The sequence below is a fragment of the Lacihabitans lacunae genome, assembly GCF_042649125.1.
Lineage (GTDB): Bacteria > Bacteroidota > Bacteroidia > Cytophagales > Spirosomataceae > Leadbetterella > Leadbetterella lacunae.
On sequence record NZ_JBHRYQ010000001.1, the window covers coordinates 456496 to 480956 of the forward strand.

Annotated in this window: 23 protein-coding genes; 3 read left to right on the plus strand and 20 right to left on the minus strand. The window is 36.1% G+C overall.

Going from position 1 to position 24461, the window contains the following annotated elements; translation table 11 throughout:
* Positions 1-306: 306 nt before the first annotated feature.
* The 8 genes from ACFOOI_RS01835 to ACFOOI_RS01870 all read right to left on the minus strand — a co-directional run bounded on the left by ACFOOI_RS01835 (position 307) and on the right by ACFOOI_RS01870 (position 6239).
* Positions 307-912 carry a VOC family protein gene (locus ACFOOI_RS01835; RefSeq protein ID WP_379834361.1) on the minus strand — a complete coding sequence of 202 codons (606 nt, stop codon included), beginning with the start codon at positions 910-912 and terminating at the stop codon, positions 307-309.
* Positions 913-1129: 217 nt separating this feature from the next.
* Positions 1130-1642 (minus strand): DinB family protein, encoded by a 513-nt coding sequence (locus ACFOOI_RS01840; protein ID WP_379834363.1) that lies wholly within the window; start codon positions 1640-1642, stop codon positions 1130-1132.
* Positions 1643-2184: 542 nt separating this feature from the next.
* The gene (locus ACFOOI_RS01845; protein WP_379834365.1) at positions 2185-2475 is read right to left on the minus strand and encodes a hypothetical protein; all 291 of its coding nucleotides are present in this window, start codon (positions 2473-2475) and stop codon (positions 2185-2187) included.
* 553 nt (positions 2476-3028) lie between these two features.
* Positions 3029-3850, minus strand: coding sequence for a carcinine hydrolase/isopenicillin-N N-acyltransferase family protein (locus ACFOOI_RS01850; RefSeq protein ID WP_379834367.1), 822 nt, complete (start codon positions 3848-3850; stop codon positions 3029-3031).
* 39 nt (positions 3851-3889) lie between these two features.
* A complete protein-coding gene (locus ACFOOI_RS01855; RefSeq protein WP_379834369.1) occupies positions 3890-4735 on the minus strand; it encodes a hypothetical protein in 846 nt (281 codons plus the stop codon).
* Between the two features lie 6 nt (positions 4736-4741).
* Entirely contained in the window at positions 4742-5260 is a 519-nt protein-coding gene (locus ACFOOI_RS01860; protein ID WP_379834371.1) for a DinB family protein, read from the minus strand.
* A gap of 163 nt (positions 5261-5423) precedes the next feature.
* On the minus strand, positions 5424-6053 hold the full coding sequence (locus tag ACFOOI_RS01865; RefSeq protein WP_379834373.1) for a hypothetical protein: 630 nt from the start codon (positions 6051-6053) through the stop codon (positions 5424-5426).
* 21 nt (positions 6054-6074) lie between these two features.
* A complete protein-coding gene (locus ACFOOI_RS01870; RefSeq protein ID WP_379834375.1) occupies positions 6075-6239 on the minus strand; it encodes a hypothetical protein in 165 nt (54 codons plus the stop codon).
* Positions 6240-6343: 104 nt separating this feature from the next.
* On the opposite strand from ACFOOI_RS01870, the gene ACFOOI_RS01875 reads away from it, so the two are divergent.
* Positions 6344-7255: a tyrosine-type recombinase/integrase gene (locus tag ACFOOI_RS01875; RefSeq protein ID WP_379834377.1), complete on the plus strand. Its 912-nt coding sequence runs from the start codon at positions 6344-6346 to the stop codon at positions 7253-7255.
* Positions 7234-8376: an IS91 family transposase gene (locus tag ACFOOI_RS01880; RefSeq protein ID WP_379834379.1), complete on the plus strand. Its 1143-nt coding sequence runs from the start codon at positions 7234-7236 to the stop codon at positions 8374-8376. Before ACFOOI_RS01875 ends, ACFOOI_RS01880 begins: the two co-directional genes overlap by 22 nt.
* Positions 8377-8617: 241 nt before the next feature.
* On the opposite strand, the gene ACFOOI_RS01885 is transcribed toward ACFOOI_RS01880, so the two are convergent.
* The 9 genes from ACFOOI_RS01885 to ACFOOI_RS01925 form a co-directional block, all read right to left on the minus strand.
* Positions 8618-8992 (minus strand): hypothetical protein, encoded by a 375-nt coding sequence (locus ACFOOI_RS01885; protein ID WP_379834381.1) that lies wholly within the window; start codon positions 8990-8992, stop codon positions 8618-8620.
* 13 nt (positions 8993-9005) lie between these two features.
* Complete coding sequence (locus ACFOOI_RS01890; protein ID WP_379834383.1) at positions 9006-9278, minus strand: hypothetical protein; 273 nt, start codon at positions 9276-9278, stop codon at positions 9006-9008.
* Positions 9279-9390: 112 nt separating this feature from the next.
* Positions 9391-10851: an alpha/beta fold hydrolase gene (locus tag ACFOOI_RS01895; protein WP_379834385.1), complete on the minus strand. Its 1461-nt coding sequence runs from the start codon at positions 10849-10851 to the stop codon at positions 9391-9393.
* Positions 10852-10924: 73 nt separating this feature from the next.
* Positions 10925-12289, minus strand: coding sequence for an IS110 family transposase (locus ACFOOI_RS01900; protein ID WP_379834387.1), 1365 nt, complete (start codon positions 12287-12289; stop codon positions 10925-10927).
* A gap of 364 nt (positions 12290-12653) precedes the next feature.
* The gene (locus ACFOOI_RS01905; protein ID WP_379834389.1) at positions 12654-13907 is read right to left on the minus strand and encodes a hypothetical protein; all 1254 of its coding nucleotides are present in this window, start codon (positions 13905-13907) and stop codon (positions 12654-12656) included.
* Between the two features lie 127 nt (positions 13908-14034).
* Positions 14035-15372 (minus strand): alpha/beta hydrolase family protein, encoded by a 1338-nt coding sequence (locus ACFOOI_RS01910; protein WP_379834391.1) that lies wholly within the window; start codon positions 15370-15372, stop codon positions 14035-14037.
* 129 nt (positions 15373-15501) lie between these two features.
* A complete protein-coding gene (locus ACFOOI_RS01915) occupies positions 15502-16572 on the minus strand; it encodes a HEAT repeat domain-containing protein (protein WP_379834393.1) in 1071 nt (356 codons plus the stop codon).
* 98 nt (positions 16573-16670) lie between these two features.
* Positions 16671-17393 carry an SMI1/KNR4 family protein gene (locus ACFOOI_RS01920; protein ID WP_379834395.1) on the minus strand — a complete coding sequence of 241 codons (723 nt, stop codon included), beginning with the start codon at positions 17391-17393 and terminating at the stop codon, positions 16671-16673.
* A gap of 70 nt (positions 17394-17463) precedes the next feature.
* Positions 17464-18621, minus strand: a complete 1158-nt coding sequence (locus ACFOOI_RS01925) for a tyrosine-type recombinase/integrase (RefSeq protein ID WP_379834397.1) — start codon at positions 18619-18621, stop codon at positions 17464-17466.
* A gap of 361 nt (positions 18622-18982) precedes the next feature.
* Between ACFOOI_RS01925 and ACFOOI_RS01930 the strand changes: the two genes are divergently transcribed.
* Entirely contained in the window at positions 18983-19216 is a 234-nt protein-coding gene (locus ACFOOI_RS01930) for a hypothetical protein (protein WP_379834399.1), read from the plus strand.
* Positions 19217-19330: 114 nt separating this feature from the next.
* On the opposite strand, the gene ACFOOI_RS01935 is transcribed toward ACFOOI_RS01930, so the two are convergent.
* From ACFOOI_RS01935 to ACFOOI_RS01945, 3 genes are read right to left on the minus strand one after another with little or no spacing between them, the layout of a single operon-like run.
* Positions 19331-20962, minus strand: coding sequence for a tail fiber domain-containing protein (locus ACFOOI_RS01935; protein ID WP_379834402.1), 1632 nt, complete (start codon positions 20960-20962; stop codon positions 19331-19333).
* Between the two features lies 1 nt (position 20963).
* Entirely contained in the window at positions 20964-22601 is a 1638-nt protein-coding gene (locus ACFOOI_RS01940) for a tail fiber domain-containing protein (protein ID WP_379834404.1), read from the minus strand.
* A complete protein-coding gene (locus ACFOOI_RS01945) occupies positions 22598-24235 on the minus strand; it encodes a tail fiber domain-containing protein (RefSeq protein WP_379834407.1) in 1638 nt (545 codons plus the stop codon). The genes ACFOOI_RS01940 and ACFOOI_RS01945 overlap by 4 nt, the downstream gene beginning before the upstream one ends.
* Positions 24236-24461: the final 226 nt, after the last annotated feature.

The window sequence follows — 24461 nt, forward strand, 5'->3', positions numbered from 1 at the left end:
CGGTGGACGGGGCCGCCCGTGCGGTCGTACAAGAATGGGAGGGTGCACTAGGCGTGCCCGGCAGCTCAAAGCCCTATTCTAAAGACTACTATCACGCTTGAAAAGCTAAGATTACGTGGTTACGAAAGTATGTTGTAGTATTATCAACGCTTGCAACCAGAGATTCAGTGAATGGGGACGCCAAGTCCACCATATAAAGACAGGCACGCCTAGTGCCGTACGTACAGTGGTGTGACCGGGCTGGCGAACCAGAAGCGTACCGTAGGCTTTACGGCCTACGGCCGTTTATTCGACTGTGGGCAGTTTTTATTTCAGTTCTGATAGTATTATTTTATTTTGCTGCAAGGTGTTTTTCATGGCCTTCTCTCTGACTTTAGGGTCGTCATTGTTTATTAAGTCAAAATATTCAACAGGAACAACTTGCCACGATAAACCATACTTGTCTTTACACCAACCGCAAGAACTTTCTTGTCCACCGTTTGTTGTTAAAGCATTCCAATAGTAATCTGTTTCGTCTTGGTCTTTTGTGTTGATAACAAAAGACACTGATTCATTAAATTTTTGAAATGGACCTGCTGCCAAAATACTAAATTCCATACCAGCAATTTCAATAATCGCTGTTTCAAAATTTCCGCCTCCAGCTTCTAGTGGGTTTTGGTATTTGTGATGTTCTTTTAGTTTACCATCTTTAAATATTGAAAGATAATAGTCGGCAACTGCTTTAGCATCAGTTGTTTCTACCCAAATTGAAGGAGTTATTTTTTGAGTAATCATATTTTTAGTCGTTTCAAAGGTATCATTTATTGCTACAGTCTGGCTGGTTGCTTTGTCAGTGTTATTCGATTTGGTTGAATTTGAACAAGAGGTTGTTAAACCAATAACAATTGCTCCAAGAAATAAATAATTATTCATTTTTTATTTTAAGTTTTTGTCTATTCATTAATTGTGTTTTTTTAATTGCCCATAACTTTTTGGGCTTGGCGAAGGTGGGGATTAAAAAGTACTAAAGTTTAAATTTAGCACAAAAGCTAATAGAAAGTACAAATGTTCAATTAAGCATTAAAGCCCCACTTTTGCCAAACCCATGTTGGCTGTTCGTTGTTTTTCTGTCTATATATTTTATAAGTATTTATAAATATCTTTCTCTAATAATTCGTATATGATGTGATATGTGCCCTATCATAATAAGTCCTAAAGCTCTTGCACTAAAATTATGTGTTACACCATTTCCTAAAAATTTACTTTGTTCTTCTGAAACATTTTCAAAAAGAACATTAGAATTTGCTCTGACAATTTTAAACTCTTCAAGCAAACTTTCTATAGACCTATCTGTAACTACTATATTTGACGCATATAGGTTGTCGTCCATACTATGTAATGGTGTTTTGCTGTCTCCTCTCAAACAAACAAGAGTTCTGTAAGCAAATACTCTTTCGGTGTCAATAATGTGCATCAAGACTTCTTTTATTGTCCATTTATTGTCTGCATATTTATAGTCGTGTTTTTCGTTTGGAATCGAGCTAAAAAAGTCAATCGTTTTAAGAGTATTTTGTTTGAATATAGTATGAAAATCGCCTAATTCTACCAAGTTGATGTAGTCTTGAAAATAAGGATTGTATTCAACTTCTTCTGGTCTATTCATATTTGTCCAATTTTATGTTTTTATTAATTCTATTTTGTTATTAAGTGGCTCTTGTCTGATTTGTATCACTTAAAAGTTTTCAACTAACTACAAAAGCTTTGTTTATAGAGGGTCTTCTTACAATGACAGCCAACGGTTTGTGTATGTGGCGTGGCGGACTTTTGCCCGACATGAACACATACACTTTGTGTGTGCCTTGAATGGCGAATATAAATCCAAATAATGGATAATCCAAAGGGTGAAAGTCTGAGGTGTCTCCGTGCAGTAAGCAGGGGAGTCGTTTCCCTAAGATTATTCAGGGGCAAGGGTGGAGGTTAGCCTTTGAGTCTATTTTATTTAAATTGTTTTTTTGTATAAAACAAAAATGAACTACGCCTAAAATCTAAACACAACATGCCGAAAAATCCATATAATTGAAACGGTGAAAGACTATGGGCACGCCTAGTGCGAAGGTTAAGTTCAATCCTACCTAAGCGGCCCGATTGCTTTCATCGCATGTCCTGCGGACACGACGAAAGCTTAGCTGTTAGCGGATGTTTTTTTTATTTATTGTTTTTATCTTTTAATACTAAACTTAAAACGAAAAAACTTAAAATAAACATTACTAATTGAATAATAAAAACTGGATACAATAAATCAGATTCTGCATATCTATAACCAAAGCTAATTATTGAAACAGGAAATGTAATTATTAAACCATATAATGACCATTCTCCATAAAACAAATCTTTTGGATAAATAGAACAAACTGATAAAGTTCCGAGTAACACGTAGAAAAAAGAAATCTTAAATGCTAATTTTCTATTTTCAATTATTTTCAGGAAGTTATTCATTTTTTCTATTGTGATTTATTTTTAACTGATATGCAATTTCCCAAAATATAATAGAAAATATTGCATTACTAATTATTGAAGTTAGAATATCGTATGGATCGTATTTTGAGAATATATGTAAATCGCCAAATTTCAGAGCTAAAAATAGCGATACAATAGCGATAAAAATTGATAGTAAAATATTAAAAGTTGTGTTCCATTTTGTTATGAGAAATGAGTAAAGAATATTTATTATGCTAAAACCGAAACCTAATGTTATGAAAACCTTATTAATTTTTAATATTCCGTCTAATGAAATTAATAATGAAGTTGAAAACCAATAAATGATTAACATTATCAAATAACTAATTATTCTATATTGTAACTTCATTCTTCAAAAAATTCTATTTTTACGCGATTTTTTCTCAAAATATCCGCTAACGTTTTTCACCTATACGCAGGCTGGGATTTTAACCACTGAACTTCCTACGAAGAACTGAACTTCAAATTTAGCACTTTCCTGTCCTACGAATTAAAAAAAAACTGCTTGCGTATAGGTGATGTTGGCGGTTCGTTATTTATCGATTAATTTGATTTTATGTCCTTTGTCTTTTAAAAATTCTTCGTTCAAATTTAGCTTCACCACATTTTTATTACTGAGTTTATAAGAAAGCACAAACTCCATATCTGTTAGATTAATGAATGAAGTATAAACTGTTCCTCCAACTTGATTATTTTCGTCTGCTTTTGGGGGTTGAACGGCTTGTCCAATAGTATTCCCAACTTTTAAAAGGTTGACTTCTTCTCCAGATGCTTTAAGTTTTTCTAAATTTTGCTTAATGGATTCATAACGATAGCAGGGATAATTTCCAGCACTCGTGTCTGAAAGTAAGTAGTTGGTCATTATTAGTTTGTTGTCATTTACCCAATGTAATTTTTTTTCTCCATTTACCCATTCAACTATTACCGCTTTGCCCGACTTATCACCAAACATCATATGGCTTTTTGTTAGAGCAATTTTTCTTTTCTCTAAATAAGCTAAAGCATCTTCTATTGTTTTGCAATTTGCGAGAATATCGTCTCCCAAATTACTTTTTGGATTTCCATAGCCATTTATTTTTGGTTGCTCTGGTGCTACCGCTGCATCAAAAAATAAACCTGCTTCGTTTACACCACCTTGGGCAAACTTATCCCACCCATACCAGAGGCGAGCCAATTGTTTTTTTGATTTGGGTTCAATTTTAATAAAGGCATTTACATCATACCAATAATCTTCATTGTTTACCACATATACTTTTCCAGTTGTAGAATCTACATAATATAAGACGGAACAAGCTATTGAACTATTCATTTCAAGTCCAAAAACGAAAAGCATCAATATTATGGGTCTCACCATAGTTATGATTTTGAAAAAAATAAATAAAATTTGAGGAAACTATAAGTCATGTAGCCCTATTTCTCTAAAAATTTTCAATGAACCATCAGCTTGTCTTTTCCATATCCTGATACCTTTGCCTGTAGTTTTTCCTTGAAAGTTTCCTGCCTGCCAATTAACGTTAAAGCCATTATACTCTATGAAACCATCCTCTAATTTTTCATAATCAATTGTAAAAACATTTATTTCCTTAATAGTTACATCTCCACTATTGTATTGGATAAGATAAGGCAATAAGACTTTCTTTGTGATTTTTGGGGTCTCTTCAAAAGGGAAAAAAGAAGCATCTTCAGTGAAAAATTCGGCTCTGAGTACCCCATCTCTTTTTTTTACGGCTTTTTCCATTAGGGCATTGTAAGCCATTAACTCAAAATTATCCTGAATGGGAGTATTGAATGAATCCGTTTCAATTTGGAATCGAAGTAACTCCGGGCTGATTGCTTTATGATAAAATCCAAAGGAATGACTTTGCAATACATAGACATCTTTTTCAATAAGTTTCCAAACATTCCAATACTTACCTCTTTCTCTATTATTATTTCTTTCCCAATCAAGATTTCCAATATCTATGACTACATCTTTATATAGATATGTCTCTAAAGATTTGAATCGAATATCCGAAAAAGTATTGTGCGTTAATAAACTATCTATGTAGCTTTTTATTGCGAAAGCCCCAATTATTGTGGGTTGGTAATCTATCATTAAGACAGATTCTTCATCAAACAATCTTTCGTTTACTGCACCCTTTTGATACATTTTTTCTAACATAATGTTAGACTGGTTGATGTTCTGTGCAAAACTCAAACTATTAATTAGAACAAGGAGACTTGCTACTAAATATCTCATATCATTTTATTTTTTTAAACCAAAGTCGTGTCTTTCAGCAACAATTCTTTTTAGAATTCCAATTTGTCCGCAGTGATACATGGTATGTTTAACATTCCAGTCCAAGGCTTCCAATTTGTTTTTTGCTATGGGATGAGGAACTGGACTAGGTTCAAGAGGTTGATATAAATCTTCGGATTTTAAGTTCTGAATGAGAGCTAAGGAGCTTTGTTGAATAAAGTCCAATTGTTCAAACAAGGTCTTTGAATCTACCTTTCCAATTGTTAATTCTGGGCCACCATTTGTAAAATATTCATCATACTCTTTCATTGGAATTCTTTTTATGATGTCCATTTGATGTCCTTTGATGACCATAATGGAATGGAAATAGTGGCTCATAATTAAATGACCAGCCTGCCAGTTCAGGGTAGATTTAATTACGTCTGGGCAAACATCCCATTTGTCAAAGGGTATTGTTTTCAGCAGTTCATTAGTCCAAGTGTATGAGTCACTGGTTTGTTCTAATATTAGTTCAATGTCTTTCATATTCCGTGTCTTTTATAATGACCGCCAACGGTGGTGGTATGAGAAGCTGCCGATTGCGGGCGAATTCTTTATCAAGCTACACGAGTGTTGGTGCGAGTGATGAACCTGCAATTTGTGCAACTCCCGGCAGTTTTTTATACCACGTGTTGGCAGCTGGCCTTTTTTATTTTTTTAGTTTATCAATCAATCTCTTAATAATATTTGGCTTTTGAGTCCAATCCTTATCAACAACTCTTATAGTTTCAAAAACCTTATAATCCTTACGAATCACCTTTTGATTCAATGTCAATTCAAATGTATCCAAATCAAATTCAAAATCTAAATTGGATTCATACTGATTCTCAACTGAGGCTAAATCACCTGTTACTTTTCTACCGATTTGACTTTTAAAGTAAATCCCATCAATAGTCATGTTAGGTGTAATCTCTTTGATTAATTTATCAGTATCAAATACGTAAATACTATAAAAAGTCCCTGCTATAAAATAGTCTGGGTCATTTGTCTGAATCAAACTTCCAATCATAGGATGGTCTTCTGTTTTGTGCTTAATAATCCTGTTGTTAATATCAACTAAATATCCGATTCCGCCCGACACAACAAAAGCTGATTTATTTTCTTTATCAACAAGCACTTTATTTAAAACACTCGGATAATCACTCGAAAAACAACCTAACCATTTTTCAGAATCATTATTGACAAATTTTATCCATAGCGGATGTCTAAAATGCTCTCCAAAATGAATCTCTGGAGCATTTCCTGAAGTCGGTGTAATTGTCAATATTTCAGCACTCATAATCTGTGTGTCGTGTCTTTTTTAGGCTTGCTGCCAACGTTTTCGGGCTTGGCGAAGGTGGCGATTTTCACCACAAATGTTGATGCGGAGAACCAAACTTTGATTAAACACAAAGCTTGATTTAACCACTGAACCGCCACTTTTGGGTAGGTGCTGTTGAACTAAACCTTCGGTAGTTTTTGGCATGATATTGATTTATATATAAGATTTTAATCATTAAATATTTATACTTATGACACCAAAAAAAGCCTGAGTACTTAGGCCTTCATACACTAATTGTACAAGCCCAAATGAAAGTTACGGGCTTCTTAGAATTATCCCAAAAATTTGAGAAAAAACTTTCTATTTTGGGTAGAAGTCGCAGTACTTATTTTAACTACATTCGGCATCTTGCTAAACTAGCCTTATACTTTAATTGTCTACCAACTGAACTTGATGAAGATCAACTTACTGATTATTTGAATCTAGTTAAACATGAGCACAATACGCCTTCTGAAAGTTACTTTAAGTATACCGTTTATGGACACAGAATGCTCTTTAAAATAGAAGGAATAAAACCAATCGACGCTGGTCTTCCTAGCATAAAGGCTAGTAAAAAACTACCCTCTGTATTGAGTAAAGAAGAAATGTGGCGACTTCTTCAAGCCCCTGATTTACTGAAACATAAAATCTTAATAGGTTTACTTTATGGCTGTGGCCTTCGCTGTTTTGAATCACGCAATGTCCGCCTTCGAGACTTAGATTTTGACCGTAAAATGCTTCATGTGCAACAAGGGAAGGGGAAAAAAGACAGATATGTTCCGCTAAGTGAGCACTTAATCAGAGGTATAAAGGCTTATATATCAGCAGAAAATCCATCTGATTGGCTATTTAATGGACAACCGGTAGAAAATAGAAAAGGTGGAGACTTTGATAGTAGATATAGTCAAAAAGGTGTACAATGGGCAGTTAGTTCAGCTGCAAAAAAAGCAGGTATACTAAAGCACATAAACGTGCATACATTAAGACATACTTATGCCACTCACCTCCTTGAGGACGGTACGGATATTATGACATTGAAGAGTCTCTTGGGACACGAGCGAATAGAAACTACGATGATTTACCTCCATGTAGCTCAAAGTGGGCGTATTAAGCCATTTAGTCCGCTTGATACTTTGTTTGCCGCTTGTAGCCCAGCGAGATGCACGCCAAGTACGAGGTAGCCGATGTATTAGACCGATTGGGTGCAAACATTGAACAATTAGGCCTAAATACTTGGCAACTACGCACGCTTTCGGCTATTCGAAGATGTCGGACAGCAGCCTTGGGCGGCCATATAGACGCTTGCGATGGTTGCGGTAATATCAGTATCAGCTATAACAGTTGTCGAAACCGACACTGCCCAAAATGTCAAGGCGAAAAGCGTGAGCAATGGATAAAGGCCAGGGAGGTGGACTTATTACCAGTGCCATATTTTCATGTTGTATTTACCTTACCCAGTGAGCTGAATCAGCTGGCAATGTATGAGCCAAAAATGGTTTATGACAGTCTTTTTGAGGCCACTTGGCAAACGATTCAAGCCTTTGGCAAAGATCCGAGACACCTCAACACACCTACCGATAAAGGCATAAAAAACGGTATGGTAGCCGTACTGCACACTTGGGGCCAAAACTTGAGCTTACATCCTCATTTACATTGCATAATACCCGGTGGTGGCGTAGATGATGCCGGAAACTGGCGACTTACCAAAGCTAAAGGCAAGTTTTTGTACCCTGTAAAAGCACTAGGTAAGGTATTTAGAGCAAAATATGTAGCTATTCTCAAAAAGAAACTTAACCTAGGTCGCTGCTTTTATGATAGCTTGTTTGCTAAGAACTGGATAGTATATGCAAAGCGGCCGTTCGGCAGCCCAAAATCAGTGGTAGAGTACCTAGGTAGGTATTCTCACAAGGTAGCCATAAGTAACCACCGAATAAAAAGTATAGACGATAAAACGGTAACTATAAGCTACAAAGACTACAAAACTGGAGCCCAGAAAAAGGAAATGCCCCTGAGCCATGTTGAGTTTACGAGACGGTTTAGCCAACATATTTTACCAAAAAGGCTGGTAAGAATACGGCACTACGGGATACTCAGCAGTACTTGGAAACGCGAAAAACTAAAGAACTTACAAGAAAAACTAAGCTCAAAATCCAAGCCAGCAGAAGCCAAAACGCAGAAAGTGCGTCCTTGCCCATGCTGCAAAAAAGGCACTTTAAGAACCATCTTGAGCTTTGATTATCGAGGGCCACCTAGTTTTTATCAGGAAATGTGGGCTACTCTAAATTCCTCAACTCAAAAATGAGCTTGGGTAAGGGAATCTATGTCCACAGGAAAAAATAAATGAGTAACTATTGAGTAAAAAACAGCAAATAAAACACTTAAGACATTAAAACCCGAAATGCACTACTAATAAAATCAAAATCTAACATAACGAAAAACCCATAGCGGGCAAAAGTGGTGAAAAACTACCGAAGGTTAAGTTCAACATTGCTTTCATCGCATGTCCTGCGGACACGACGAAAGCTTAGCTGTTATAGGGCGTTTTATTCATTCAGTTGTTTTTCAAAGTGAATTATAATATCGTTAAGGATTCTGTCAAATTCAGAATCAATTATATCTAGTCCATACAAGTAAACTGATATTTCTTTATTCGACTTTTTGAGCACTTCATTTCTAAGAAACTTGTCTCCAAATTTTGATTTTAAAGAAACAATAATACCATCTGCATAATCTAAATGATGCAGACTCAAACTAAATGAAATAATTGTTGCTCTCTTTATGAATTTTGCACTTATCCATTGTTGTTCTTCTTTAATTACATTTTCAGTTATAAATCCAAGGTTAGATAAATAAGGATTAATTTTTCCAATTATATTTCTTTTAAACGCTTCAAATATTTCAGTTTGTGTATTAGTCATATTTATGATTTTTTTATTTCCAATCATATGAAGCCACTCGAACAATGATGGAGATACTCTCGTCAGTTAATTTAAAAGTATCTTTTAGTCGTTGATGCGTTATTTTACAACCTAACACCAAATCAGAATCACTCCAGTTTTTAAAGTCTATTGCTGTTTTCCAAATATTGTCAAATGCATGAATATCGTTTTTTGTTAATGTTTTAGAATTTTGAATTTTTTCAATCAATTGAGAATAACAACTCACATCCTTGTTTGATACTATGACAGTTTCAAGTTCACTCATTTATCATTAATTGAATTTTATCCGGTTGTTCTATATGCCCTATAACGGTAAGTATATGCGTAGTGCGACCGATAGGGAGCATTATCGCATATACAATGTTGTAAGCAGTTATTTATTCTGTTTTAAATTCAGGACTCATTATTTCTCCCAAACAAGTAGGATTTGGTTTTTCGGCTGGGTTATTGAAAAAATCATTTGCTGCTTGCATCGCACATTGATTGCTCCAATTGGTGGTTGGTATATGTTTCCACCCTTTAAAAATTAGATGATAGCAATTAGTTAAATTTAGCATCATTGATTTTGCCCATTTTGCTGGTGTTTCGTTATCATACTCTCCACTTATGAATAAAACAGGAATATTGCTCTTGACCGCTTGGTTTTCAATCTCAGATTTTCTTTTCACACCCCATATTTTGCATATTTCATTTTCAAATACAGCAGGAGACAAACCTTTCACTTCTGGATATTTGTTTGTTTCCATCTTTATTCTTTCAACGGAGTTAAATGGGTTTTCTTCCGCACACCAAACCGAAAGACGCATTCCTATTCCTGCACCTCCACTTGGATCTTGGAAAAGATATGACAATTGTTCTTTAACCGATGTCAGGTCGTTATTCAAAAGTCTGTTTATCTCAAAAGGAATATTCGGAACGTCTCCCGTAGATGCTGAGGTGAAAACGCTTATTAAATCTTCACCCTTCAAATAAAATACCTCAGTTTTTCCATTTTTGGGATTTTCGACTTCAACTTTTAGTGGATTTTCAGTTTTTTCTCGCAAATACTCAAAAAACCTATTTTTAATATTGGGATAAGCCGAACTGCATTCTTCATTATTTTCACAATCATCAAGTAATTTTGTTACTGATTCCAAAAGATTTTGCACGCTTTCTTCATCATAGTTGACTTCTAATGGTAGAGGTGAATCCATAACAACGCTTCTGATTTTATTGGGATAATCACGCATTAAAACTTGAGCGATTTTCGTACTATACGATATAGTCAGAAGATTATATTCCTTAATTTCTAAAACATTTATCAAATCGTTTATATCTGCTGCAATTTCATTTGTGTTATAGCCATTTAAGTCTATACCTTTTTTTTCGAGTCTCTCTTTGCAAGACTTAGCCGCTTGTTCTAAAAGTTCATCATATTTGTTAGCATCAAAATTTGGTAGATTTGATTCGAAGATTGCTTTTGACCATTCAGGACAATCTAAATGTGGTCTTGCGTAATAGTTTCCACGTTGCTCCACCAAAATGAAATCTCTATCGTCTAGGTATTTGTAATAGTTCATATACTGTGCTGTCGGCATTGTGGTGGAACCTGGACCGCCAACGGTATAAATTATTGGGTCTTTCTTTGGATTTTTACTTCTACTTTTGAAAATGTAAACAGGAATTTCAATCGTTCCACTGTTTGGGTCTTGTCTATTTTCTAATACTTCCAAATATCCAAAAGTAAATAGTTGTCCATCTTTTATTTTATGTGTCGTCTTTTTTGATTCTTTAAATTTTGGATGGAATTCTGCATTTGTTTGTCCAAAAATATTTGAGCAAAGAATCAGAAATGCCATTATTGAAAAGTATTTGATTTTTATCATCATTGTTTGTTTTAATTCTGACTAACGTTTTTTTATGCGTTGAATATCAATTGATTATCACTTCGAGATCTTCGCTTGTCAATCCAAATTTATCAATTTGTTTTTGAATTCTTTTGACCAAGCCTAGCTTTCTTTTTTGATCTAAAAACAAATAGCCTTCGGGGTTTATGTATCTTGTACCTTTTGTTACCATATTCCATACTATTACCGCCAATTTTCGTGCAGTAGCACTAATTGCTGATACTCTTCCTTTTTTAAAGTTTATTCTCTGAAAAAAATCTCTTAAAGGAGTTGAGTCTTTTAAATTCCCAATTGCATTCGCAGCGTTCCTTAAGGCTATTTTTAGTCGATTACTTCCTTTTGGAACCTTACTTGATATTATTTTACCACCAGTTTTCTTATTATTGGGAGCTAACCTTAACCAACTTGCAAACTGTTTGGCTGTTTGGAATTTCTTTATACCTTCTAAGCCAACTTCATTTATTAAATGCAGGATTGTTCCATGCGAAAAACCTTCAATTTCCATGAGGTCAACGCCTTCAAAATATTGGTAGCCTACTATGTTTAAATCTATGTTTTTGGGAGTATTTTTATTGATCCTTTTATGTGATTTTTTGTCAATATAATGTTGCCTTTTATTATCGTCTTGATCAATAATCTTATTCAGCATTTTCTCTATTTCTGTATCACAAGCTGTGATTTTTGTTTGAATGATTTTATACATATCAAGTTCTTGCTGAAGAGCAAATAAATAGTCCATTCTACCATTAGTTTCAAGAGCTTTAGCTATTTCAGCTTCTGATTTTCTACAGTTCCCATGTCTAAGCTCTGCTAGTTTTTCAGGTTTTGTTTCGCCTTTGCAAATTGCTTCTATTATTGCCATTCCTGTAAGTCCACATATGTCATTTACTACCACGTCCAGTCTCAAATTAAGAAGTCGCAGGTATTTTTGCATCTTCTTTTGAGTGCTTGCAGCCATGTCAAGTAAGTTGGCTCTGTGTCTGCAATAAGTCCGTAGTTGCTCGGTGGCTTCATCGGGCAGAAAACTACCTGATAAAAGACCAATACTGTGGAGTTTTTGAATCCAAGCACAGTCTTGAATGTCCGTTTTACGGCCTTTAATGTTTTTGGTAAATTTACCATTACACAAAATCACCTGAAAACCGCGATTTATCAAAACTGCATAGAGTGCTTGCCAATAAGTACCCGTACTTTCCATAGCAACTGTGGTAATTTTGTTCTCAGCTAGCCAATCGGCTATGGCCTTTAGGTCTTCATTAAAAACACCAAATTCTTTGATGTCTTTTTCTTTTTGACCTACTGAGACCCAATGAGAGCGGCTACCTATGTCAATCCCTGCGGCATTAGGATTGACAATTTCCATGGATAATGATTCAGATTTTTGATCCATAAAATTTGAGTTTAAATTTAAAAAATACTCAAAGGGAGTGCTCTTTTGGAATAATAAATATTCTGAACGGGGTTTCGTATTCTGATAGTAACCGGAACAGAACCGCCACTTAAGTTATGACACACACTCCAACCAGGATTGCCCTCGTGCTATTACGCAACAGTTTAAAAATCGGCCTTGCAATGAGTTTTCAAATTTAAGGAATTGTTTCATAAGTGCTTCCACGTTAGCATACTAAGTTAATGGGCGAGGCTTATATTCTGGATGACGCACAACGTTTGCGATATACGAGGGCTTTTTTTGTGCGTTGGTTTGTGCGTTGAAAAAGCTCTCGGAAATCGTCTTGTTGGCAGATGTTTATTTTCTAGGTGCACTGAAAGCAGTATCCACTTACTTTGTCTTTGTCGCACCAATATATGTAACATATACCCCCCGTACCCCAAAAAAAATCACCCCCAGTATCCAATTGCATAAAAAAATCCATTTTCCCTTTACAATTTGGACAAATTAGGACTTCAGGGCTTTGAATTGCTGTTGGCTCTCCTCCAAGCCGAAATAAATTTTCCCTACTATTTGCCATTCCCCAATCTTGAATTCTCCATCTTGAAGGTGTTTGGGCAAAAGCGACCTCTCTTTCTTTATATTCATCGTCGTCGAAGTATTTTATTTCATAATTAATTCCATTATTTATTAAGGATGGTTTCCCATATGCATCATGCGTATAAAAAAAAGGGCCAAATTGTTCATTTAATAGATTTATATGTAATCCTAATGTAAGCATCTTTAAGTTTGTCACTTTTATACCCTCTGGAATTATATCGAAGGTAATAATGTGATAAAATGGGTTTTTTAAATCTTTTTCTAAATAGCCTCCAAACTTAAAAGATTTTGTTGAGGCTTTGAATTTCCAAGTTGGATGTTCAGACTTATTGTCCAACCAAATAGGTTCATTCTTTGAAAAATAATTCTTAGGGAATACAAAATGATAGGCTATATTAGGACAATAACTTACTATTGTATTTTCTTTCATTGTTAATCCAACACATTCAATATGTGTAATTAAATCCTCCATTGGATAAAGTGATTCGAACAAATTATTCTCCAATGCATACTTAAATGCAATTTCAATAGATGGTAAATTTCTAGTTTGTATTAATACTTCAAATATTTTTTGCTTTTCTATTTTGGAAATATCGGTTCTGAGAAATTTGGCAAGCAATTTTTCTATTTGTATTTCTTCAAAGTTTCGACCTGGAGTGATTGACCAATTATAATATTTTTCATTATAAAGTTCTAAAACCTCATTTAAGTTTTCAGTCATTAGCTCTGGAAATTGTAATATGGCATAATATATTACACTTTGAGCAAGTTCGTTTTCCCTTTTTTTTAGAATAACTAGAGCAATTTCTAATAGTTCTTCGAATTGGCCTTTGCTAATATAACTTAAAGAGGCGTCGAATAAAGTGGAACCAGAATGATAATTTTCTAAGTATGCTTTTGTAAAGGAATATATTTCAATAGGATTTGATGCTAATTCAAAAAGTCTTTCATAAATGCGTTCAGTGTACATTCCTCTTTCACGAAAATCTAACCAAAATTTTTCCGCTCTTTCTGTCATTCCAAGTACCTTTTAAATTTCTGCCAACGTTTAGTATATGAAAAGTAGGCGATTTAAAAGCACCAAACTTTCGGTTAAATACAAAGTTTGATACGAGCCAAAACCCTTGATTTAATTACTGTTTCGCCTATTTTTTATATACATTGTTAGAAACAGTTTTTATCCAATTTTCAATTGTTGTTAAATAATCAGGATGCAATTTAAACCAATATGGGAAATCACTTCCTCCAATATTAGACATCGAATGAGAGGCTCCTTCTAATAAAACTGTTTTATAATTATCATTACCTGATTTCTTAATTGCATCGGTAATGAGCAAATAACTATTGACTGGTATTATTTCATCCATTTTACCTTGTATAATTAAGATAGGTTGCCTTGTTTTTTCAAAGTAGGGTATTGGACTATATAGAAGTCTTTTATCTGGTTGGACTTCATCCAAATTAGGTACCCAAATATTGGCAAACCACGATGCTGATTTTTCAGAATTTATACCATTTTCTAAATCTGCTCTTGATATTTTTCCTGCCATAAATTCAAAAACTTTTCGTTGCAGTAGCGTAGCGTCATCCAAGTGATTCCCTAGTAATTTAGCATTTCTATTCCTCCAATAATTTAAATCGCTTTCTAGTAAGGTAACTCCCGGGCAACTTACTACAATCCCATAATTCAAATTCTCTAATTCATTTAAAATAGATGGTATTTTTATAGCTCCTTGACTACTCCCTTTTATTCCTATTTTCTTAAGTGGTATTCCAGTCTTCTCGGAGAAATATTCTATAGCTGTAACATCATCTGTTATATATTCCTCAATTGTTGCAGTATTCCAATCACCCTCAGAATTTCCGGTACCTCTTTTGTCATAATGAAATGTAGTAAATCCTTTTTGTGCAAGTAGTATGGCTTCTGCACGTGAAGCACTGCGGTCTTGACCTCCAGAAGAAGTCACAATTACAAGGGCTCTCCCTTTATTGTTATTGGGATACCAAATAGTTCCATTTATACGTAATCCATTGGATTTAAAACTAATCTCCTCACTTTTTGGAGTATTGCTATTATCTAAAAATTCCTTTTCCAATGTATAGAGGGTTGTAATAGTGTCAACAGTAAGTGACCCTTGAAGTTTGCTAAAATTATCAATCCATTTGTTTTTGAAAGAGTATGTGTAAAAATCGCTTTGTAACTTAAAATTTATCGAATCTCCATTTACTTCAACATTTTGAAGCGGAATTCGTTTGGCATTTTGCTCTAAACTTGAAAAGAAAACTTTGAAACTTACAGAATCTCGTTCTATTTCAAATAGGATCTTGTCGGAAAAGTTACCACTTTTAAATATTCCGCTAAAGTTCCCTGTCTTCTCATTTTTTTTATTTCCTGAATTGGGATTACAAGAAAACATTCCAAATACTAGGAATATGATAATTATTCTTTTCAAACGTAAATTTTTTAAATGCCTGTTTTTCATATTGTTACTAACGGTAAGTATATGCAAAGTAGGCGATTGCGGGCTTCAAACTTATCAAACCGTTACAATTTTGAAGCGGGCTACAGCCATTGAATTTACTACTATTTCGCCTATTTTGTATATACATTGTTACCTGCTGTTTTTCTGGTTTTCAAGATAATCTAAAATGCTAAAATATTCTTTTCCTTGTTTTACCCATTTATCAATAACAAGGTCAATATATTTATTCTTGTCAGGATTGTCTCTAAAAATATCAATTTTCTCCGTTAGCTGACGTGAAACTACAAAGTCCCAACTTGTCCCATAAAGAGTATCATAAATTTCATTTTCTCTTCGAGTAAAATCTTCAAATTTCATATTCCCTAAATCACCAAGCATATTTACCCGACTAAACAACTTTGGTAATAATTCACTATTTATCAGATTGATAATTTCAATTACATAATTATCTGGACGCATTGTTTTAGTTTTTGCAAAAAAGCTATCAAAAAGTCTGTTTTCGGAAATATAGAATTCTGATGGTGTAAAGTATTTTGAAAATGTTGTCTCATGATATTTAGGTATACAATAGACATTTATAAATCTAATGAAGTCTTTTTTCATTTTTTCAATATAGATATGAATGTCATATTTCTCATTTTCTACAAATATCAGATTTAGCTTATTTTGATTTAATTGTTTCTCAGCAATTTGACTCCAATTTTCTTTTGTTGTTTTTTCTGCTTTTTTTAAGTCAGTCCAGTAGCCTTGAAAAAATGGATATTCGTTGCCAATCAATTTGTAGATTCCATCTTTCACACCCTCTGAAATGGTATTTCTGGCATTTATAATTCTAAGCGTATGGATAATTTCAGATTTAATATCAATGCTTCTTGTCTTTTTGTAGAAATCAAGCAAAAACTGAGCTGATTTCTCGCTACCATTCAAATTCAATCCTCTGATACACCTACATACAATAAAATTATCGTTTTCAGACTCAGATTTCTTAATGAAAAAATCTTCTAATTCCTTATTGTTATAATTCGTAAGTAATCCAATAGCATAAATCTTAATTTCCCGAACTTTATTTGTCAATTCTTTAAGTTCTTCAATGTAACTTTCATCTGGTTCTATATCAGTTAAAGTGTTCAACAAATTAGAAATCTTGGCTTTTTCTTTTGTTTGCTTTATGGAGTCAAAAACTTGTTTATAATCTGTCATGCTGTTGTTTTTTAAAATAGCAGGTAACGCTCCTCATAAATGACGTGCCTGACGAATGGAAGGCATGGACATTTTATGAATTGTTCTCGGCATTTTTTTTATTTTCTCAACAAATCGTAAATCTTTCTTAAAAAACCTTTCTTTTTCTCTAAAACCCAAATCGGTCTATCTCCAAACCTTATTATCCTCGTATTAGGTCCGAATTTCGCCCAATTAAAACCAGATTTTATTGGTTGATTCTCTAAATCAATTATAACATAATCCTCTGGTAGCTGCGTTATAAATTCATCAGGAAAATCAAATTCATTTATACTTTTCTCATGATTTTCAACCTTTCCTTCATAAACATCAAATACTATCTTTTCATGAATTATATCTAAATTGGATTCGCTCCCCAACCTTCCAAACTCATCTACATGCTGAATAAATTCCGATATATTTTTTGAATGTTTTACAATAGCAGCAGGATCATGACATACAAAGTAAACTTCTTTCCATTCTCCATTATTTCCAATATCTAGAACCCAATAATTTCCAAATCCATCACTTGCTAATTGAATAGAATTTGGAAATACTTCTTCTAACCCAAAATGACCAAAGGCATTAAACGATACATCTTCAAGTCCATGAAAGTTAAATCCTTTTGAAAAACGAATTAATTCTTTTATACTTTCGTCTAAGAAGTTATTGGGCAATACTTTTACAAATGACTTAATCTCTGATTCTGTCATCCCTTCCTCTAGTTCAACTTTATACCTATCCCCATCTTCCGTTTCATATTCATTATTCAATATAGATTTTAATATATCAATAGGTTCCATCTTATTTTTTATTATCTCTCTTTATTTGCCGAGAACATTGTTGTAGATCCAAGTTTACATCGAGTAGCGTCTATATCGCATTTGTCGGAGACGGTTTCTGTTGTATTGAATCTGTTTTTTGCTCAAAAATATCTATTTTTTCTAAAAAATCAAGAGGGCTCTTCACTATTTTATTATTAATAGATAAAACATGGGTGTAAATCTCCGTGGTTTTGCTACTGCTGTGGCCTAGCATTGTTTGTATAATCCTCAAATTTACCCCTTCTTGCAATAAATGAGTAGCAAAGCTATGTCTAAGTGTATGCACTGTGCCCCAAGGATTTACACCTGAGATATCAATAGCTTTCCTCAATATTTGCTGTATGCTTTTTGTACTGTATTTTCCGCCTTCTTGTCCTTCAAAAAGCCAATAACCAGGTTTGTACTTTTTGTAATATTGCCTCAAAACGCTCAATAATATAGGTGATAATATCGTTTTTCTATCCCGTTTCCCTTTTGAATCTTTAATAAACAGATAGCCTTCGTCGCTATGAATATCATTTATTCTTAAATTAACGGCCTCGCTTACTCGAAGGCCTGCACTGTATATAGTAAGTAGAATAGCTTTGTGCTTAAGATTGGTGGTTGCAGATATAACCTTCGAAATTTCTTCTTTACTGAATATATTGGGCAGGTTCTTTGATTTTTTAGGTCTTTGTATATCATAATAAGTTCTCTCCATTCCCAAAACATGCTCATAATAAGACTTTATGGCATTAATTACCGTGTTTTGCTTCGTATCAGAGATTTTATATTTCGTTTTTAAGTGATAGACATATGCTTCTATTTCAGGTTTTTTGATTTCTTCAAATACTTTGTCTTTATAAAAAGAGAAAAAATAAGTCAAAGCCCCCAAGTAGTTTTTGATGGTAGATTGACTAAATGATTTAAGAATAAATTTCTGTTCACATTGAGCTAAAGCCTCACATATTTTTTCATTTAACGCTATTGGTTTTTGGTTAAGTGTTTGACTTTCATTGGTTTGTACTGTGTACTTGCCTTTAAATTGGCCTGCTACTAGTTTTTTATTTTCAGGCGTATTTACAAGACTCCAAAGTCGCTGCTGGGGGTGGTAAAAGGCTGTGTTTTGGCTTTTTAGCCATGTTCTTTCGTCTTTTAGATTATAGGGAATATAAATCTTAAATCTTTGACTCCTTGGCATGGGTGTATAAATAATAATCTGCTGCATTTTACTTACATTTTTAGAATTTGTAAATAAAAGAAAACGAATTTTAAATAAACGACATTAAACGTTTGTAGTCGTTTGTAAATGTTTTTAACCGTTAGTAACATTTATTGATATTTTAAAATAAAGTATTTATTTTGTGAGAGTTATAAGTAGTAGTCGTTTTGGGTTGTGCTAAATGTGGTAAAGCATTCTATGGATTTGAGCTATAGGTATTTTTGTGAATTAGGAAAGTAAAAATATGAATTGTAAAATTTGTAAAAAGAAAATTTCAGGAAGGTCTGATAAAATCTTTTGTTCTATAAATTGTAAAAATTATTATCATTTAAAGCTTAGAGAGGCCACCGCCCTCAAGGTTCGAAAATTGGATAAGATTTTGCACCGAAACAGGTCTATTTTGTTAGAAATAATGGGTAAAAAAAATGAAAAGTTAAAGGTTCCGAGGTTAACCTTAGAAGACAAAAAGTTTCAATTTAAATATCACACCCATTATCACATAAATTCAGCTGGGAAAATAATGCATTTTGTTTATGATTTCGGTTGGATGGATTTTTCTGACGACGAAGTACTTCTGGTAAAAGGTAAAACTTTGGAATAAAATATTTCAAAGTTTTACCTTCGCCTCTAATGTTTCATTTTTTTTACTTTCATACCTTTTCATCAATTTACCAAAATATTTGATTCACTTTTCCTCATTTTCACTCCCCTTTACTCACCGAACCCCAAGCAATTCTCCCTGTCTCGTTTTTCTAAGAGCAGAAATGTGAGCTTCAAGCTGCTTGTTTTCGGCTTGTATTTGGGCGGTTTGGGTGTTTAGGGTGTTTAGCTTTTGGTTGAGTTCTTTAACTGCATTTATGAGAGGTAGGCTTAGTTTGGCGTAGCGGATAGAGAGCGTCTTTTGTTCGTTTTGGTCTTCGGCTACGAGGTCAAAGTCGGGGTATTGATGATCTATTATTTCTTTTACGTCTTGGGCTATGAGGCCGTTTCTGAGGTTTTGGTTTTGGTCGGCGGTGTAGGTGAAGCTCGCGGTTTTTAATTGATTGATAAACGCAAGGCCTATTTCTTGGGTATAGACGATGTCTTTTTTGAGTCTTCGGTCTGAAAACACCGAGTAGCCGGTATGCAAGGCACCAATTTGGGTCACTTGGCTGTTGCCAAATACGTATTTGTTGCTAGCGTCTGTTATGGCTTCGTTTCCTATGGCCAGACTGTTGGTTTGTCCGGTGGCGTTGGCGGCGGTGTTGGCGTTATAGCCTATGAATATGTTATTAGTGCCCGACTGTAAGTTGCTACCTGCATTATGGCCCATGGCGGTGTTACCATCGCTGGTGCTGGCTGTGAGTGCTCGGTAGCCTATGGCGGTTTGGTATCTGCCTGTCACGTTGCTGGCCAATGCTTGGTAGCCGGCGGCAGTGTTTTTTTGGCCGGTGGTGGTTTCTTTTAGTGCTTGATAGCCAAATCCCACATTGTATTCGTCTTGGTTTTTCATGAGGCTTTCTTCGCCTATGCCTATGGAGTTTGAGCTGCCCGAGGTGTTTTTCATGGCGTTTATCCCCATCGCGATATTCTTGGTGGGGGTGGGGTCGGTGTCCATGCCACTTTTAAAAACTATGTTTAGCTGACAGTCTGAGCAGTTATTGAGCAGGCTTTGTCCAAATACGATATTGGAATACCCGGTTTGGTTGCTTGGCATCAGGTTATTTCCAAAACCGATGTTAAAATATGCATTTACGGTGCTCTGCATGTTGTCGTTTCCTATGAGGGTGTTGTAGCTGGCGGTGTGGTTATAGAGTGGGGCGTTTAGTCCACGGAGCGACTTGTTTCCTATCACCAAGTTGTAGGGGCCGCTTATGCCAGGCACGGCATAGTGCCCAACTACGAGGTTGAGGGTGCCGTTGTCGTTTTCTGAGAGTACCTTGGTGCCTATACCGATGTTGTCAAACTTGTTTCCGTTTTTGAGTAGGGCGGAGTCACCAATGGCGATGTTTCTTTCGCCGGAGTTATTGAGCGATAGGGCGGAGTTGCCAAAAGCGGTATTTTGGTTTTGAGATCTGTATATCAAGGCCAAATAGCCCACCGAGGTGTTTTCGTTTCCTACCTGACTAAAGGCACTGGCGAGGCTAAAGTTGCCGAGGGCGGTGTTGTCGCGGCCTGAAGTTATATTGGTCAGAGCCGCATACCCAAGCATGGTGTTGCTTCCGGTTTTTACGCTGAGGTTGGCTTTGGTGGTATAAAACTCACTTGGGCTAATCAAGACCGATTCCCGGCCACTGTGAAAATGATTGGTTTGTGCGTGTGCTATTCCGCTGCATATAATCAGGAGTGTTGCTAATTTTGTTTTCATGTTAATAGCTGTTTTGGTCGTTGTTAACAGTAAAAGTTTTTGGGTCAAGGGGCGTCCAGTTTTGGGTGCTTTGGGTAAGTTTTTTGTCTAAGGTCTGAACGGCATTGATGAGTGGTAGGGCGAGTTCTGCATAGGCCACACTTTTGGTTTTTTGTTTGTTGTCTGCTATTCTGAGGGCAGAAAACTGCACATTTTTTTGGTTTAAATATTGTTCGAGGTCGTCGGCCAAAATGCCCAACTGCTTGCGTTTGTTTTTGTCTGTTTTGTAAATATAAAAGGCAGGTTTTAATGCTTTTATTAATTCCAAACCCAGGGCGTCACTGTAGTTAATATTTGACTTTAGTCTCCTGTCTGAATACAGCGACCACGCTACTTTACCTTCTACTTTGTCTACGTCATCATTGCCAAAAACTATCTGGTTTGAAGCTGTGATAATGGCTCCATAGCCTATGGCGGTGCTGTTTTGAATGAAACTTGTAGTTGATGAAGCCAAGTCTGTTTCTGCTCCGATAAAGGTCATTCTTGAGTCAAAATCCGCCGTTTTTCCGGCTGACCAACCAACTGCCACATTGGCTTGAGCTAAACCATCTAAATTTTGAAGTGTTAGGCTTCCTATCGCTACATTAGCTATTATTTGATTTTTGGATCCTGCCGCTGCCCCATATCCAATAAATATGTTATTTGTTCCATTAGTAAACCCATAGGCTTGGTCGTCTCCATATCCAAAACCACCTGAATAGGCCCCTATGGCGAGGTTGTGGTTGCCATAGTTTGTATTGTAAAGCGACTCATAGCCAATGGCAATATTACTCAAACTCCCGATGTCGTTTCTCATCGTCCGTCTGCCTACCGCTATGTTTGAGTTTCCTCTTGTGTGTTTTTGCATGGCTTCGTAGCCTACCGCTATGTTTTTTGTAAATACATACGGAGGTTCGTTTGCTGACAGGGTGTTATACCCAATTCCGATGGATTCGCTGCTATTTGCTCCATATAGCAGTGCCTTGTGGCCTACGGCTATAATGTTTTGTGCACTTAAATCGCCTCCATTTCCCGGAGCTGCGTTAAGTGCTTGGGCACCAATCGCTACATTTCTTACCCCAACCAATATAGAACTGCCAGCCGAATGGCCCACCAAAACTGAATTGGTGTTAAAACCCGAATAGCCTGCCAAGCCGCCAATGGCGATGCGATTGTCAACCTGTGCCCCTGTGCCAGCCAATGTACCCAAGCTGATGTTATAGTCTACATTCACTATGTCACCTGCTGCTCCAAAACCCATGGCAATGAGGTTGTTGCCTTGGTTTGTGCCGGCCGCCAAAGCACCCAAAACTGTATTGGCATTTCCAGAATTAGCTTTTTTCATAATCCCGACGCCCACCAAGGTATTTCGTGAGCTGTTTGAGAGGTTGGTAGCATTGGAGTCGCCTACCACAGTGTTGGCTTTACCCGCGATCAGTTTTTTAAGTACGCCTACGCCCGAGCCCAAGTTACTGGAGTCGTAGGTAGGTTTGTTGTGGTAGAGTTTCACACCGTATGGTGTTATTTCTACCGATCTGCTAGAGTCTTGCAAACTGACTTTCTGAGCTTTTGCTCCGAAAAAAAACAAGCTTAAAAATAAAGTATATATAAGTTTTTTCATGGCTTTAGGTTCTTTTGGGTGAGTAATTCTAGTTCTGCTCGCAAGGCCGCGTTTGCTTCTAATGCTTCTGCGTTTTTCTGCGTGGCCACCGATATTTTTTGGTCGAGCTCTTTCACGGCATTTATAAGTGGCACGGTTAGCATTTCATAACCAATGCTGTAGTATTCGTCTGCTTGTTTGGGAATATTGAGTGCCGGAAAATCCGTTTTAGTTTCTTGCGTAAGTGCATGCAGGTCTTGGGCTATCAGGCCATATCGGGTGTACGTGGGGTCGTCTATCATTTGGTATTTGGCTGTTTTTAGTCCCAACACAAAGTCTAGTCCCGGGGTGTTTTTGTAAGATATTTTTCTTTTTAATCTTTTATCCGAAAAATTGGTAAAGTTCTGATACCCGCCAATAAATGCGACCGAAGCGTTACCGATTTTAACCGAATTGCTGGTATTCGTTACCACCGCATACCCAATAGAAGTGGCATTCGTAACCACAGTGGCAGAGTTATTTACGCCTGAAAAGGCTCCAATACTCGTGATTTTGTTATCGGTATTGGCAAAAGTACCCGAAAACCAACCGATAGCGGTATTATAGCTACTGTTAGTTAGGGAAGGAAAAGAGGCGTTGCCCACACCTGTGTTATAACTGCCGGCATCAAAATTTAACATACTCTGAGCCCCGAATATGGTGTTTTCGGTGGCAAAGCCTGCAGCGGTTTTCATAGACAAATCGCCCACCACGGTGTTTTTACCTGCTGGGGTTGTCATGTTTTGCATGGTTTCGTATCCAATGGCGGTATTGAAAACCGTATTGTTTCCGGCGTTTTTCATGGCTTTGTGGCCTATCACGGTATTTCCGGAGCTGTTGCTCGATGCCGAAATCATGACTGAGTCGCCTATGATGGTGGCATCTTTTACAAATTTGCCGCTTAGGTTACCAATGGTTACGCCCATCTGAAATGCCTCTTCGGCGGCTTTGTATCCGATAGAAACACCACGGTAACCGCCGCTTTTGGCTGAGCTGTGCCCCACGGCCACGTTTTGGTGGGAAGGATACCCGTTTTGGTTGGCCGAATTTAACATGGCATTGTGTCCGATGGCTACGTTTAAACTGTTAGAGTCTGCCGCTGAACTTACGATGCTGCCACCGTTGTGGTTGAGGGCATAGTTTCCGAGAGCCACATTGTTTTTGCCGGTTTGGCTAAAGTACATGGCATCTTTGCCTATGGCTACATTCATCGTGCCCGAAATATTGGCGTATAAAGCAGTTGGTCCTACTGCGAGGTTATGAGAACCCGAGGTGTTTTCGTACAACGCTTTGAAGCCCAAGGCGGAATTTCCTAAGCCATTTATAGTACGCCGCAGTGCTTGGCTACCCACTGCGGTATTAAAAATCGAGGTGCTGGCATCTGCTAAGGCAAAATAACCAATGGCGGTGTTGTAATTTCCCGAAAGGAGGCTTCTGCCGGCATCAAAGCCTAAAGTGTAGGTGTTTAGGTAGGTGGCACCCGTCTTTTTTGAACTTATACCTGTCGGAGTTACCTCAAATGAGGTTTGAGAGGTGTTTAAATACATGTATTGTCCAAAACCAGTTTGACTTATCAATAAGCCGAGCAAAAGCAGTAAGTTATGTTTGGTCTTCATAGTTTTTATTTAATGGACCAAACTTATTCATTTCACTTTAGAGAAAAATTACCACTTAGTTATTGACCGGTATCAGCATGTAATCTGCCACTTAGGTTTAGTTTTTGGAATGATCGGTTTTGTGTTTTCAGGATTTTAAAAACTGAGAGGGTGCAGTTTATTTTTGAAAAAATAGGTGTGGCCAAAAAGTTCTATCTTTTTTAAAATTGGCTTTTAGAGATGTGAA